This is a genomic window from Pedobacter sp. AC402 (assembly GCF_979252805.1).
Genome location: NZ_CEEDAI010000007.1, coordinates 250,208 through 265,360 on the forward strand (window position 1 = coordinate 250,208; position 15,153 = coordinate 265,360).

Consider the following 15,153-nt stretch of genomic DNA (forward strand, 5'->3'; position numbering starts at 1 on the left):
TTAATGTTTGTGAATGACTACAACAACAATAAGAGCGTGATTTTTGATCCATATTCATAATAATTATATAAAACCTATAGATTTAGTCGACAAATATATTAAAATTTTCTAGCTGCCAAATTTTATTTTGTTATTTTTCTGTTTTCTTAGAAGTTTAAAGATTTACGGGCCTCGATTTTAGACCTGTATTTTTGCGTTAGGGATTGAAAGGGTTTAGTACCGGTTCTTCACCGTACCGGAGCAAAGCGCAGCCCTGTAAAAGCCCGCCCCTTGCGCAGCTTGGGTAACGCCCGTAATAATTTTATGATTAAATTTATAAAATAGCTATACATAAAAACGGGGCAATCGTAAAGATGCCCCGCTGTATTAATCTATAAAAATTCTGCCTAATGAGATTGCTTCGTTTCCTGTAATATTAATTATTGGAAAAACTACTATCTGGTATAATTAGGTGCTTCTTTCGTAATTGTGATATCGTGTGGATGGCTTTCGCGCATACCTGCCGCAGTAATCTGTACAAATTGTGCTTCTTGTAAGGCTTCTATATTGGCTGCTCCGCAATAGCCCATACTCGCACGTAAACCACCGATGTATTGGTACATTACTTCTGCCAATGTACCTTTAAATGGCACTCGACCAACAATTCCTTCTGGCACTAATTTTTTAATGTCATCTTCTACATCCTGGAAATAACGGTCTTTAGAACCTTGTTCCATGGCCTCAATTGAACCCATGCCACGGTAAGATTTAAATTTACGTCCTTCATAGATAATGGTTTCACCTGGCGATTCTTCTACTCCTGCAAATAACGAACCTGCCATTACAGTACTTGCTCCAGAGGCGATTGCCTTCGCAATATCACCTGTATGTTTAATACCACCATCGGCAATAACGGGTACACCTGTGCCTTTTAAAGCCTTGGCGCATTCGTAAACAGCATATAATTGTGGTACACCAACACCGGCAATAATTCTGGTGGTACAAATAGAACCCGGACCAATACCAACCTTAACGGCATCTGCACCGGCATCTGCTAAAAATCTGGCTGCCGCACCAGTAGCAATATTACCAACAATAACCTGTAAATCAGGATATTTAGCTTTAACTTCTTTTAATTTATCTACAACACCTTTAGTATGGCCATGAGCGGTATCAATTGTAATTACATCAACACCTGCATGTACCAAAGCATCAACACGTTCTAAGGTATCGGCAGTAACACCAACGGCAGCACCTACACGTAAACGGCCACGCTCATCTTTACAGGCTACCGGGTAATTTTTAACTTTTGATATGTCTTTAAAAGTAATTAAGCCGCTTAAGTAGCCATCTTTACTTACTACAGGCAGTTTCTCTATTTTATGGTTCTGAAGAATCTCTTCGGCCTGTACCAAAGTAGTACCTTCTGGTGCAATAATCAGATTTTCTTTGGTCATCACCTCAGAAATTGGTCTTTTCATGTCTTTTTGGAAACGCAAATCCCTGTTGGTAATAATTCCAACCAATTTATTATCGCTGCTTACTACCGGAATACCACCAATTTTATGCTCTTTCATAATTTTGAAAGCATCGGCCACAACTGCTGTTTCAAGCAAAGTAACCGGATCTTGAATCATGCCACTCTCAGAACGCTTAACCTTACGAACTTCTGCAGCTTGTCTTTCGATAGTCATGTTTTTATGCAACATGCCAATACCACCATTTTGCGCAATGGCAATGGCGAGTTCGGCTTCTGTTACTGTATCCATTGCGGCAGAAATCAATGGAACATTAAGTTTGATTTTTTTTGTTAAAAAAGTGGATGTATTTACTTCACGGGGCAGAATTTCAGAATATGCGGGTACTAATAGTACGTCGTCATACGTTAAACCTGTAGCAATAAACTTTGTGGAATCGAGTTGCATAGCAAATAAATTAGGATTTATTATTTGCCAGGCAAAGATACGAAAATTGAGGGAATATAAAATTATAAAATCAAAAATGCTTAAATATTGAGCTTGGCTGACAAATGTCAGCTTGCTAAAAATTACTGTTGAAAAAAAAATATTGCAACATTATTATCAGCAAAAGCATAAATATTTGATTAAAGTTTAAGTTTTATATAAATTCATCAAACCAAATATATGATATGTTAGATTTTTTTGAAAGTGTAAAAGAATGGCTCACAGGTTTTTTCGGTCTATCAGGCCTATTTAACCTGCTTAAAACAAACGATTACAGTCAGTTTATGACCTGGAATGGAATTGGTGCCCTCATTGGCCCTTTAGTTCCTTTTTTGTTGGTTTTCGAAATTATCAGGATGACATTTTACCGCCGTTTTAAGGTGGTTGATTACCGGATTTCGTTCTTTTCACTGGTAATCAATTCTTTCATTGGTCGCATAATTTCCATCGGTATGGTTTCACTATGTATCGGGCTTTTTGGAAAATATGCCATATTTAAAACTGAGATTACCTGGTACTGGCTTATTTATGGTTACGTAATATGGGAATTCGGGCATTTTATTTATCATTTTTTAGCACATAAGGTCAGGTTATTCTGGTGTCTTCATTCCACTCATCATGCGCCCGAAACCATGAATTTATCTGTTAATTTTGCCCACTTTTTTCTGGAAGCTCCCTATGCCGATCTCATCCGTACCACCACCTGCATTCTTTTAGGGGTGAGTCCTGCACTGCTCTTTTTAATTATGTTTATTGATGGTTTCTGGGGCTCATTTATTCATATCGGCGAGAATATTTCTAAAGATGGCCGTTTTGGTTTTTTGAACAAAATTATCCTCACTCCCTCCCACCACCGTGTGCACCATGCAAAAAATGCCTTGTATATGGATACCAACTTCTGCAATCTGCTACCGATTTGGGATAGAATTTTTAAAACCTACCAGGAAGAGGATAAAACCATTAAAATTGAATATGGCATTACCCGTGAAATGAAAAAGAATAGTTTTTTAGATGCTTATTTTGGTGAAATTATTCTTTTAGCCAAGGATGTATGGCGCGCTCCGGGACTGAAAAACAAATTTCTTTACATTTTTATGCCTCCTGGATGGAGCCACAACCAAGACCATAAGACAGCAAAACTGGTGAGAATGGAATATTTAGAAAAACGCAGACAGGAAGTTTCTTAACCGACAACAGTTTTTATGGATAATCGGTAGAATGTTTATATAATTGCACTTACTCAAAAAATCCTGATAAGTTGGCACATTAATGATCATGCAGACGAAAAAGGGGCAATTTTAACCAAACTACATTAAATTAGATATGATAACCGAGAACCAATACTTTGAGGGAAATGTTAAATCGTTAGGATATGAAACCACAGAGGGTAAATCGACCATTGGGATTATAAATCCCGGAGAATATACTTTTGGCACCACCCAAAAAGAAACTATGCATGTTATTGAAGGTGAATTATTTGCACAGCTTCCAGGTGAAACAGAATGGAAAAGTATTAAAGCGGGTAGCAGCTTTGAAGTAACTGAAAATTCATCATTTAAGGTTAAAGCTATCGTTCAAACTGCATACCTTTGCCAATACCGGTAAAAAGCCGTAAATTATTATAGATATCATTCTGAGCCTGTCGGAAAATACATATAACATGTTCAGCATTTCGACAGACTCAGTTTTAATATTTAGTGAAATAATTAAGACTATTTAAATTAAGTAACTTATCTATTTCTTCCCGATTACTACTTCGGTAAATTGATCTGTAATGAGATATTTGTTTGCAAGGGCAAGCAATTCTTCAGCAGTTACAGTTTTTACTTTTTCGATATAATTGGTATAATAATCGTAGTTAAGCCCTGAGAAGTAAATATTTTTAAATTTATCGGCATGTGAAAAAACGTTTTCCAAACTGCCCAACATCGAACCTAACATGTAATTACGAACAAGATTTAACTCCTCTTCTCCTACCGGTTCATTTTTTAAAATATCAATTTCTTTATAAATCTCTGTTAATGCAGCCGAACAAACATCAGCCCCAACTTCTGTAGCAATAAAAAGATAACCAGCTTGTTGTAACGAAGAAATACCAGAACCGATACCATAAGTATAGCCTTTATCTTCACGGATGTTGTTCATTAAACGTGAACCAAAATAACCGCCTAAAACCGTATTCAAAATTTGCAAACCAGAAAAATCTTCATGTTTACGGTTAATGGCCAACTGCCCAATACGGATAGCCGATTGTAAGGCATCTGGTTTTTCAGTGTAAACGAACTGCTTTTCTGTGGTAGTGAAACTAAAACTGTTTTTTACAGCATTACTCTTTTCCCAATCCTTTCCAAAAGTATCGTTTAAAAGATTGAAGCTGCCATCATCAAACTTTCCAGAAATAACGATAGTACAATTATTTGGCGCATAAGCTGCTTTAAAATAATCAACCAGATCATCTCGCTTTAAAGCATCGTAATGGTCTGCATTGATGTTAACACCGTAAGCAGTATCGCCAAATAAAGCATTGGCAAATTCTTTTCTCGAAAGAACATCATTTTTCTTCAGGTTTACCTGCAGCTTTTGTTTTTGGTTTTGAATATAAATATCCAGTTCCTGCTGAGGAAACTGACTTTCTGATAAAACATCTTTTACAAGTGGTAGCACCGAATGGAGGTGTTTATTTAAGGTGTATAGTGTTACCGTAGATTGATCCTGAACATATTCCGTTTGAAAAAATGCACCATAAAAATCAATCTGCTCGGCTATTTGTTTTGCCGATAGTTTATTTGTTCCATTATTGATAAGCGAACTTACAGCAATGGCCTGTAATGGTTTTTCGAGTTTCCAGTTTACGTTTTCAAATATAAATTCGATTCGCACCAAATCCTGTTCACCAGAATATATTGTAAAAACAGGTACACCATTGTCTAATTCCTTTTTCGATGGCTGGATAAAATTTATTGTCGATACCTGCTTAAAATCAGGCGCTTGTTGTCTGTTAAGCATTTTCTTCGGTTAAATAATATAAGGTAGATGATGAATTAGGACTAAAGGTTTCGTTAGAAATTCTTTTGATATCCTCTACATTCACTTTTAAAAATTCCGCAGTTTCATTGTTTAATAAAGCCGCATCGCCCAATAGCTCATAGTAAGCCAGGTTCATTGCTTTATCTAACAAACTCATTTCAGAAAATACAAGCACTGATTCTACTTTATTTTTTACTTTGGTTAATTCGATATCGGTTACAAGTTCTGTTTTTAATTTATTTAATTCTGCCCAGATCGCTTTTTCGGCAGTTTCAATAGATACGCCTTCTATAAGTTTTCCTTCTACAATGAATAACCCGGGATCTAAACTACTTGATATATATGCATTTATATCACTAAATAGCTGTTGTTCTTTTAACAAACTGTTATACAAACGTGATGATTGTCCACGTGATAAAATATCAGACAATAAATCAAAAGCATAATAATCCTGGTTTAACCTTCCAGGCATTTTAAAAGCCATATAAATGGCGTTTAAAGGTACGTTGGCTTTTACCGTTTCATGTCTGGCCTCCGTTTGCGGTTCTTCCTGTATCAAGTCACGGTTGTATTTATCTCCGGCAGGAATCGGTTCGAACCACTTTTCGGCAAGCTTTTTCACATCCTCGGTTTTCACATTCCCACCAACAACCAAAATTGCATTTTGTGGGGTATAGTGCTTTTTAAAAAATGACTTTACATCATCCATCGTCGCATTTTCTATGTGCGAAAGTTCTTTGCCGATTGTTGCCCAACGATAAGAATGCTTTTTATAAGCTAGTGGTCGTAATTTTAACCAAACATCGCCATAAGGCTGGTTTAAATAACGTTGCTTAAATTCTTCACTTACCACATTCCGCTGTGTATCTAAACTTTTTTCAGAAAAGGCCAAGCTCAGCATACGATCGCTCTCTAACCAAAATGCCGTTTCAATATTTTCTGCAGGCAAAGTGATGTAATAGTTGGTGATATCATTACTGGTAAAAGCATTGTTTTCGCCCCCTACACGTTGCAGCGGTTCATCATAATTAGGAATGTTTACCGATCCGCCGAACATTAAATGCTCAAATAAATGGGCAAAACCCGTTTTTTCAGGATCCTCGTCGCGGGCACCCACATCATATAAAATATTTAAAACTGCCATTGGAGTTGTTGCATCTTCATGCACCAAAACTTTTAAGCCATTGGCCAGCGTAAAACGATTAAAATCTACCATATCAATTTTTAGAACCGTAAAGATATTATTTTAAGGGAAACTGGAAGATGGAAAATGTAAGAGGAAGGACACAAAATTAAAACATTAGAATATATTACTTATAAAGTGGTAATTCTTTTACTAAAGCCTGACGACTTACACCTTTTGACTAACGACTTTTATTTATCTTTGTACTATGAATACAGCCGATTTACTGCAACGGGCATTACATTTTGATTTTCTGAGCCTCGAAGAAGGCGTACATTTATATCATCACGCCGATACGGCATCATTGATGTTTGTAGCCAATGAGTTAAGAAAAATCCAGGTGCCAAGTGGCAAAGTAACCTGGCAGATAGACCGGAATGTAAACACCACAAACGTTTGTATTGCCAACTGTAAATTCTGTAATTTCTTCCGCAGACCAGGTCATGATGAAAGTTATATTACTGATATTGAAACCTATAAAGTAAAAATTGAAGAAACTTTTCGCTTAGGTGGGGATCAATTGTTGTTGCAGGGCGGCCACCATCCGGATTTGGGTTTATCTTTTTATGCTGATCTTTTTAAAAAACTCAAAGAATTATATCCTGATTTAAAACTTCATGCCTTAGGTCCACCGGAAATTGCACACGTTGCAAAATTGGAAGGGATGACGCATACTGAAGTGTTAAAAGCTTTAAAAGAAGCAGGAATGGATTCTTTGCCAGGAGCTGGAGCAGAAATTTTGAACGATCGGGTTAGGCGTTTAATTTCAAAAGGAAAATGTGGCGGGCAAGAATGGCTTGACGTGATGCGTGCCTGCCACCAATTGGATATTACGACTTCAGCTACCATGATGTTTGGCCATGTAGAAACCATTGAAGAACGTTTTGAACATTTGGTATGGATCCGCCAGGTACAAAGCGAAAAGCCTGCTGATGCAAATGGATTTCTTGCCTTTATACCTTGGCCTTTTCAGGATGATGGTACTTTACTAAAAAGATTACGTGGAATAAGCAACAATGTAACTGCTGATGAATATATCCGCATGATTGCCTTGAGCCGTATTATGTTACCGAATATCAAAAATATCCAAGCCAGCTGGTTAACCGTTGGTAAAGCAACTGCACAATTATGTTTACATGCAGGAGCAAATGATTTCGGATCGATTATGATAGAAGAAAATGTAGTATCAGCTGCTGGTGCACCACACCGTTTTACAGCTAATGGCATACAACAATCTATCAAATCGGCAGGTTTTGAACCACAATTGCGTGGCCAGAAATATAATTACAGGGATTTACCTGAGCATTTGGAAGAACAGGTGATTACTTATTAACGACAATAACATAGGAAAAAAGGGCTACAATTTTTTACACCTTGTAGCCCTTTTTATTTCTATAAAGTTAAATTTCTATATATATCACCGTTTTGCTTAACAATCCATGGGTGTCCGAAATTATCAGTTGTTATACTTTTTGCAGTAGCTTGTAATTTATACCAGTCACTTCCGGTCCATCTCATTATAGAATGATTTCCATCGGCGTCTTCTTGACTATCAGTAGTAATAAATATTTGACTCTGAACATTTCCTGGAATACCGTTAACAGCAATGCTTGTAGCCTTAATATTACCAGCCCTATAAAAGTTAGAAGTTCCGTAATTTCTAAAATATACATAACCTTCATTATTTATAACAGCAAGGCCACTCCCTGAAGCAATTTTAACCGCGCCAAACGAACTGTCATCAATCCAACTACTCCCATTCCATTTTTTTATTATATAATTACCAGGATAGTTTACGGCAGGTGTTGTGCTTATTATATACAACTCATTACCTCCATTAATTGTAATGTCGGTTGCTGTCTCTGGTAATTGCACCGGAGTTGTTGAAGGATAATCATTTCTAAAAATTTGGTTAGCACTATTTATCCAGTAAAAATAATTATCTGCATACGCTATAGCAACAGCAACTTTAACAGCTTGATAAGAAGGCGGGAGGATATCCCACACATTTGTTGATGAATTCCAATGCTGCATATTATAATTACCACTTCCTGAAATCACATTCCCTGTTGAAAATACTTCGTAACCTGCACTACCAGATATAGTACTTGCTTTTGATGGAAGTTGTTGCCAAGCCCCTATTGCTTTTGGATACATTGTTCTTAATGCGATAAGATCATTATTGGTGAAACCACTAAATGAATCAAGAATCAAAGTACTATTCATGTAAGAAAAAGCATCACTAGCTGCTGTACCAGAAATTTGAATTTCGTCTGTATCTGTACCGTCTGTATGAGCCAATCCAATTGTGTGCCCTAACTCGTGAGTAATTGCTAAAATTTTCTCATCTAATGTTAGGTTTGCATGATTATTATATATTCTAACATTTGAACCAGGAACAACTACAAATTGTCCGGGAGGTATTAATGCATAATGTGGTCTTTCGGCATCAGCTATTACGCCAGGGTTCTCATGAGTTGTACCAGTCTCATATACTGTTACATTACCTGCTTCTCCTATGTAAGTTTCGCGTATCTGTATTTTCGATATCGTTTTTAAACTTGCTATATTAAAATTTGTGATAGCTGTTTGTGCTGCGCTCAGCCATTCAGCAGATGAACAGTTAATTTTCACCTTTATACTTGTTATAAACTGATCGTTTACAAACCATGGGCTTCCGCCGCTTCCATATAAAAATTGGCGCTGCCCTATTACATCTGGCCTAACAGATGATTTCCTTAGAGATGCCAATTGATCAATAGTTAAATTCTTTTGGTTAAGGCTACTCTTGCCTAATTCTAATTCCATAGCTAGCTTTACATCTTTTTTGAACATAATAATATCCTTATCAATTCGAAAAGAAGAATCAGAACTTGAAAATTCGATATTTGAGGCTTTATCGCCTCTTGACACTAAATAATTCACTAAATACTGTAAACTATCAGGTATTTTTGAGTTTTTAGCTGAGATTTTTTCAGCAAAATCTTCTTTTAAATTTTGCTTTCTGCAAGAAAACATTAATGCGGTAGCACCAATGAGTAACGTTAATAAGATGTTTTTTTTCATAATTGAGTTTTTAGATAGATTTTTGAGAAATGATTTTAATTTTAGCTTAAGCGTTTAACCTAGTGATGGATTTTAAATATAAACACAAGAAATTAAACTGTTTACACATTGCTATTTAACATACATTATGTAGAATATTAATTACAACTAATATACTAATTATAATTCAAATAGTTTTAATGAAATTAAATTAAAAACAAAAAAACACAACCATAGGCTGTGTTCGATTTTCTGAAGAAAAAAAAACTAATAATAAAGGGAAGTAAAACCTAAGTTCTACCTCCCTACCTTAAACTAAACATTACCTAATCAATAATGTAAATATTGTGGTTTTTCTTATGTGAATTGTTTACCGCTTGATGATTTAATAAAAAGATTTGCGATCTTTTTAACACTTACACCATCTAATGCCTCATCAAAACATTCTGCAGCTTGAGTTTGAGATGCACCACCTAAACCATTAATTTCAACACCTGCTTGCATGGTATTTTGTTCACCAGCATAGTTAGCATCAACTAATCCAATACCGGTATCATTGCCATTGGCTGCATAAGCAATCCATGGTTTTAAAGGCAAACCAGCAGCTGCAGCCATTCCGCGTAAATGTGCAGCGTGACGTGCTTCTACCGAATGGATTTGTAAAGCCGTTCTTAAAACAGCATTGTTAGCTAAATCTCCTTTTTGAGATAAAATACCCGCCTGGCCTTTATAAGCTCTTACACCAGTATCTTCTAACGCAACAGCAACTTTCAAAAAGCTTGTATAGTTGGTAAAAACATCAGCTAATACAGCTTCGAATTGATAGTCAGCATATTTAGTACCATCACTAGCAGGATCTGTGGGGGTAGTAACTTTTAATACCGATTTTAATAGGTTCACGTGTGCACGTTCATGATCACGTATAAGCGTAATTGCCGCAGTTGCTGCGCCAGATGGAATTGGAGTTGGAACTGGAGCTGCCAAAGCGTGATTGTAAAAATTATACTCTAAATACTCTAACCCTAAAGCAAAATTCAACACATCCGTAACAGTGCTTGTAGCTGTTTGACCGTATGCTTTTTGAAACATTGAACCCATAGCCAATGGAAGTGCAGCTAAGGAGATTTTTTTACCCATGTTATAAAAATCTTTCATGGCTTTGCGTCGTGGATTTAATCTTTCATAGATTTCTCCATCAACTTTTTCAATTTCTTCTAATATATTTAAGATATTCATGATTGCTTAGTTTTGAGATTTAAGGTTGATAACATTAATTTTTGTTTTGATAAATGGTGCTGCTAAAGGCAAAACCTTATCTGGAGATAAAGCTCCATCTAATGCATTGGTATTATCTGCACCAAATGCTGAAAGCGAAGCTAAATCAGAAAATGACCCTGGAGTTATCTGATCCCTAACCCATGAGGCATGACGCGCTTCTACTGAAACAATTTTACCTGCTATCAGAGAGAAAATCGCCACTTACCAATAACCTACCAGCCCCATTATATGCTGCAACTCCTAAATCTTCAAAAGTTTTTGCAGCTGCTAGTACGCTTGAAGCTTTTGTAAAATCTATACTAGAAAAATCAACTTCCAAACCAGGAATTGCTGCAGTACTTAAGGCCTTTTTAAAGAATTCTCTGTGGGCAATTTCATGAAATTGTACATCAGTAAAATAATTTTTTTGAATTGTTGTAAAATCTGCAGCTGGAGCTGATGCAACCTTAATATAAAATGCAGCTTCTAATTGCTCTAAAGCATAAGCATAATTTAATACGCCGAAATCATCTTTAAAATCTAACGTTACTCCCCCATTCATTGTTGGGTTTTCGTAACCGCGATCTTTTTTACAACCGGCCGCTACTAATGCAATACCTGCTGCACCAGCACCTGCATACTGAAGAAAAAGATCTTCTGCCTACAGTTTTGTCAAATAAACTTTCTTCCCGAAGTTCACTTTTTGTTTCTAGTTCATTGTTTTTCATAGTCATCTATGTTTAGTGGTTTTGAATTCGTTTGGTGATACATACGTGACAATTTGCACGCTGGTTTTTTTGATTTGCATTTTTTTTTATAAGCGCATTTTAATACATTCACCAACCTATAGCCATGACTACATTAAAAGCCATTATTGTTGATGATGAGGAGTTTGCCCGATCGTCGTTATTTTTTTTATTGCAACAGAATTGTCAACAGGTAGAAATTACCGGTATAGCCAGATCTGTAGCGGAGGCAAAGGATATTTTAGCAAACCACCGGATCGATTTAATCTTTCTGGATATTGCCATGCCAGGAGGTAATGGTTTTGAACTCATACCTGATGCACAAAAGCATAATGCGGCTGTTATATTTACCACTGCATACGATCAATATGCACTAAAAGCCATTAAGGCAAATGCACTGGATTATTTATTAAAGCCAATCGATATTGATGAACTTAAAGTTGCTGTAGATAAGGTTTTTCAACATATAAAGCTTTTTAAAGGTCAAAATGAGAACGACGAAAGAATTAACAACCTGGCATCGAGTTTAAGTTCGAGATCGGAAATTAAAAAGCTTACCCTCCCCTATGGTCAAGGCTTTAAAATGATTGATATTGATGACATTATTTACATAGAAGCGGACAGCAACTATTCTATCGTGCATTTAAACAACCACGATAAAATTACCGTATCGAAAGTTTTACGTGAGTTTGAAGAACTTTTACCGAGCGATCAGTTTGTTAGAATTCATAAATCCAGTATCATTAACCTTAACCATTTAAAAGAATACAATTCTAAAAACGGACTTCAGGTTTTTTTAAAAAATGGAGAAAGCATTAACATCTCCAGAAGAAGAGCAAGCGATTTTTTCGAGAAAATAAAATTATTTACAAAAACAAATAGTGATCATTAATCAACACATAAAAGTTTTTTCAGTTAAACCGGGGTTAGCCATCGGACGTACTTTTTATGTTTTTTTGCTATTGCTTCTTGCTTCATTTTGTTCAAAAAATACAGCAGCTCAAACTACTTATCTCCCCCATTACACCTCTAAAAACGGTTTAGCCAGCAATAATTGCTATTACATTTTACAGGATAAAAAAGGTTTTATATGGATTGCTACAGATAATGGCTTAAGCCGTTTTGATGGCACAAATTTTCAGAATTTTACAATTGAAGATGGCTTGCCCGATACCCAGATTCTTCAAATGAAAGAAGATAAAGAGGGACGCTTGTGGTTTTTTGCACTCAATGGCCAGCTCAGTTACTTAAAAGAAGGCAAGTTCTATAACCAGGATAATGACGAATTACTAAAAAAGTTAAACTTCAATACGGTAATTGTTTCATTTTTAGTGGATAGGAGCGGAAAAATATGGTTAGGTACAAATGCCAATTTAATTGTATGCTGGGATGGTAAAACGATCAAAAAATACATTTCTCCTAATCCGAATGATAAGTTTATAAATGCCTTTATACATGAGGATGAACAGGGCAATATAATTGCATACAGCGATTTAAGCGTTCAACAATTTAATGGAAAAACTTTTTCCATGGTGAAGTCGAAAGTTCAGCCACTTTCTTATATGACGGCCGCCAACTCCAGTCACAGATCTTTATTCTACTTAGATGCCGGGGGCTTAAAACAGTATCGGCATGGAAGCATTAACGATCTCATTCCTATCCCTCAGAACCTGATCAAAAACATGTCGGGATACTTTTATTACGATAACACCAGTAAAGAAGTATGGTTATCAAATGCAAATGGTGCCTTTGCTTTAAACAAGAGTGGAAAAACTGTTCAATATTTACAGGATATTTCGGTTAACCAAGTTATTAAAGACAGTAATCAAAATATGTGGTTTGCCACCAATCAGGGCATTTATATGCTTCCTAATGCGAACAACAGGCTATCGATTATTGATGCAGAATCGGGTTTGAGCAGTAACGTTATTAAAAGCATTACAAAAGATGCTAAAAACCGACTATGGCTGGGAACGGATGATGCGGTGATTGACGTTTTAACAATCAATAATTATCAGGTAGATGAAATTGGTTTAGACGATTTTAAGAAATACAAAACAATTAAACAGATTACCTTCGATCCAAAAGATCAATCCATTTATTTCGCATCCGATTATGGAATGGGTGTTTTCAAAAATATCTACAGCAAAAATAATGAGGTAAGTTATTTAAAGGAATCTAATAATTCGATGTTTGTAATCAAACATTTCAGTGTAAGTGAAAATAATGATCATTTAGCACTCGCACTTTCTTCAGGTGTTGTTTTCTTATCAGACAGGAGAAACAAATTCGAATTTAACGCTGCAAAATACCGCGAAAAAGAAGATTTCTTTAAAGATCGGTCTTATCATGTTTTTTATGATCGCGAAGGCAGTTTATGGTTTTCCAATATTAACGGTTTATCTCAATTTTCAAAGGGAAAACTGATTAAACACTATGAAAATCATCCATTACTTACTAAAAGGATAAATGACATTAAACAACTTGCTGATGGAACGTTAATTTTAGCTACAGATGGATATGGCTTAATCTTTTATAAAAATAATGAAATCACCAGGCAGATAACTCAAAAAGATGGATTAACCAATAATATTTGCACCAAAATATTTGTTAAAAACAACGAAATATGGGTGTTAACCAATAAAGGCGTAAATAAAATAGCAGATTATCCAAATCAACCCAGCGTGGCCAATTTCGATTATGGAAAAGACCTTTTAAGTGATGATATCAATAGTTTATTTATTGATGACAGCACAGCCTATTTTGCCACAAACAAGGGCTTGATTTTATTTAAATACAATAACAAAAATATTATTAAAAATTTGCCGAAGGTATATGTTACCTCTATTATTAAAGACAATGCAGCGGCTACCTGTGGACCAGGGAAATTTCACATTTGAAACAGGCAATAACACCATATTATTTACTTTTAGTGCGGTAGATTTTACCACAAGTGATATTACTTACCGGTACCGTTTAAACGAAAATTCGGCATGGGTAGAAACCAGAACAAGGCGACTGGATTTTTCTTCTCTCCAACCTGGCGATTATGTTTTTGAAGTTAGTGCAAAAAGTCAGAATGGGAATTGGGGCCAACCTGCCAAAATCTCCTTCACAATTAAAAAACATTTTTGGCAAAGTTTGTGGTTTTTATCAATTTTAATACTCCTTGTAGCATATATATTCTACAAAGTGGCTGTTTACATTACCCGCAAGCAAAAAGATAAGGAGCAAGAGCAACTATTATTCGAAAAATAAAGTTTTGATGCTCGAACAACAAGCTCTGCAAGCCATGATGAATCCGCATTTTGTATTTAATGTAATGAATTCCATTCAACACTATATCAATACTCAAAATACAGCCTCTGCAAACAAAGTATTAACAGGTTTTGCCAGGTTGATCAGAAAAAATCTTGAAATTTGTACAAAAAGCTATATTTCTTTAGAAGAAGAGCTGGAATATTTAAACCTTTACCTAAAATTGGAAAAAAACCGCTTTGGTGATAAATTGAAGTACATTTTTAATATTGACGAAGAAATTGATAAGGAGGAAACGTTCATACCTTCTATGCTTCTGCAACCTTATGTTGAAAACGCGATCTGGCATGGCATAATGCCCAAAGAAACCGGGGGTGAAATACAGATCAATATTAAATTGCAGGATGAATTTTATTTAAACATTGAAATTATTGATGATGGAATTGGAATTGATAACTCTTTAAAGGAGAAAAAGGATACCCACATCAGCAAGGGTATGCAACTTACGAAAGAAAGATTACACCTTTTAGGGCAGATTGGAGCAAAACCTATACACCTAAGCGTAACACAAAATACGATAAATGGTACAACTGTATCCATTTCTATACCGTTAAAATAGAAAATTTACCGTTTACTCAATTATTAATACCACTCACTAAATAGAATCACAATCAAACCTGCTTTAGCCTTAAAC

Annotated in this window: 15 protein-coding genes; 7 read left to right on the forward strand and 8 right to left on the reverse strand. The window is 35.6% G+C overall.

Going from position 1 to position 15,153, the window contains the following annotated elements:
- Nucleotides 1-434: 434 nt before the first annotated feature.
- Nucleotides 435-1,904 (reverse strand): IMP dehydrogenase, encoded by a 1,470-nt coding sequence (gene guaB / locus AC0IWE_RS07680; RefSeq protein WP_471792600.1) that lies wholly within the window; start codon nt 1,902-1,904, stop codon nt 435-437.
- A 224-nt stretch (nt 1,905-2,128) separates the two neighbouring features.
- Here guaB and AC0IWE_RS07685 point away from each other — a divergent pair, with 224 nt between their 5' ends.
- Both AC0IWE_RS07685 and ppnP read left to right on the forward strand, forming a co-directional pair.
- Nucleotides 2,129-3,130 carry a sterol desaturase family protein gene (locus AC0IWE_RS07685; protein WP_471792601.1) on the forward strand — a complete coding sequence of 334 codons (1,002 nt, stop codon included), beginning with the start codon at nt 2,129-2,131 and terminating at the stop codon, nt 3,128-3,130.
- Between the two features lie 136 nt (nt 3,131-3,266).
- Nucleotides 3,267-3,548 carry a pyrimidine/purine nucleoside phosphorylase gene (gene ppnP, locus AC0IWE_RS07690; protein ID WP_471792602.1) on the forward strand — a complete coding sequence of 94 codons (282 nt, stop codon included), beginning with the start codon at nt 3,267-3,269 and terminating at the stop codon, nt 3,546-3,548.
- 129 nt (nt 3,549-3,677) lie between these two features.
- Here ppnP and AC0IWE_RS07695 read toward each other — a convergent pair whose 3' ends face one another.
- Together AC0IWE_RS07695 and AC0IWE_RS07700 are read right to left on the reverse strand one after the other, a co-directional pair.
- The gene (locus AC0IWE_RS07695) at nt 3,678-4,949 is read right to left on the reverse strand and encodes a M16 family metallopeptidase (RefSeq protein ID WP_055905229.1); all 1,272 of its coding nucleotides are present in this window, start codon (nt 4,947-4,949) and stop codon (nt 3,678-3,680) included.
- The gene (locus tag AC0IWE_RS07700) at nt 4,942-6,186 is read right to left on the reverse strand and encodes a M16 family metallopeptidase (protein WP_471792603.1); all 1,245 of its coding nucleotides are present in this window, start codon (nt 6,184-6,186) and stop codon (nt 4,942-4,944) included. Before AC0IWE_RS07700 ends, AC0IWE_RS07695 begins: the two co-directional genes overlap by 8 nt.
- A 175-nt stretch (nt 6,187-6,361) precedes the next feature.
- Here AC0IWE_RS07700 and AC0IWE_RS07705 point away from each other — a divergent pair, with 175 nt between their 5' ends.
- Nucleotides 6,362-7,486: a CofH family radical SAM protein gene (locus AC0IWE_RS07705; RefSeq protein WP_471792604.1), complete on the forward strand. Its 1,125-nt coding sequence runs from the start codon at nt 6,362-6,364 to the stop codon at nt 7,484-7,486.
- Nucleotides 7,487-7,545: 59 nt separating this feature from the next.
- Here AC0IWE_RS07705 and AC0IWE_RS07710 read toward each other — a convergent pair whose 3' ends face one another.
- From AC0IWE_RS07710 to AC0IWE_RS07730, 5 genes are all read right to left on the reverse strand, one after another.
- The gene (locus tag AC0IWE_RS07710) at nt 7,546-9,219 is read right to left on the reverse strand and encodes a M57 family metalloprotease (RefSeq protein WP_471792605.1); all 1,674 of its coding nucleotides are present in this window, start codon (nt 9,217-9,219) and stop codon (nt 7,546-7,548) included.
- Between the two features lie 336 nt (nt 9,220-9,555).
- Entirely contained in the window at nt 9,556-10,434 is an 879-nt protein-coding gene (locus AC0IWE_RS07715) for a ferritin-like domain-containing protein (protein ID WP_471792606.1), read from the reverse strand.
- A 6-nt stretch (nt 10,435-10,440) separates the two neighbouring features.
- Nucleotides 10,441-10,677 (reverse strand): hypothetical protein, encoded by a 237-nt coding sequence (locus AC0IWE_RS07720; RefSeq protein ID WP_471792607.1) that lies wholly within the window; start codon nt 10,675-10,677, stop codon nt 10,441-10,443.
- On the reverse strand, nt 10,649-11,017 hold the full coding sequence (locus AC0IWE_RS07725; RefSeq protein ID WP_471792608.1) for a ferritin-like domain-containing protein: 369 nt from the start codon (nt 11,015-11,017) through the stop codon (nt 10,649-10,651). Before AC0IWE_RS07725 ends, AC0IWE_RS07720 begins: the two co-directional genes overlap by 29 nt.
- A 28-nt stretch (nt 11,018-11,045) precedes the next feature.
- Nucleotides 11,046-11,183, reverse strand: a complete 138-nt coding sequence (locus tag AC0IWE_RS07730) for a hypothetical protein (protein WP_471792609.1) — start codon at nt 11,181-11,183, stop codon at nt 11,046-11,048.
- Between the two features lie 124 nt (nt 11,184-11,307).
- Here AC0IWE_RS07730 and AC0IWE_RS07735 point away from each other — a divergent pair, with 124 nt between their 5' ends.
- From AC0IWE_RS07735 to AC0IWE_RS07750, 4 genes are read left to right on the forward strand one after another with little or no spacing between them, the layout of a single operon-like run.
- Nucleotides 11,308-12,093, forward strand: coding sequence for a LytR/AlgR family response regulator transcription factor (locus AC0IWE_RS07735; protein ID WP_471792610.1), 786 nt, complete (start codon nt 11,308-11,310; stop codon nt 12,091-12,093).
- A complete protein-coding gene (locus AC0IWE_RS07740; RefSeq protein WP_471792611.1) occupies nt 12,083-14,101 on the forward strand; it encodes a ligand-binding sensor domain-containing protein in 2,019 nt (672 codons plus the stop codon). The genes AC0IWE_RS07735 and AC0IWE_RS07740 overlap by 11 nt, the downstream gene beginning before the upstream one ends.
- On the forward strand, nt 14,061-14,459 hold the full coding sequence (locus AC0IWE_RS07745; RefSeq protein WP_471792612.1) for a triple tyrosine motif-containing protein: 399 nt from the start codon (nt 14,061-14,063) through the stop codon (nt 14,457-14,459). The genes AC0IWE_RS07740 and AC0IWE_RS07745 overlap by 41 nt, the downstream gene beginning before the upstream one ends.
- 7 nt (nt 14,460-14,466) lie before the next feature.
- Nucleotides 14,467-15,078: a sensor histidine kinase gene (locus AC0IWE_RS07750; protein ID WP_471792613.1), complete on the forward strand. Its 612-nt coding sequence runs from the start codon at nt 14,467-14,469 to the stop codon at nt 15,076-15,078.
- Nucleotides 15,079-15,153: the final 75 nt, after the last annotated feature.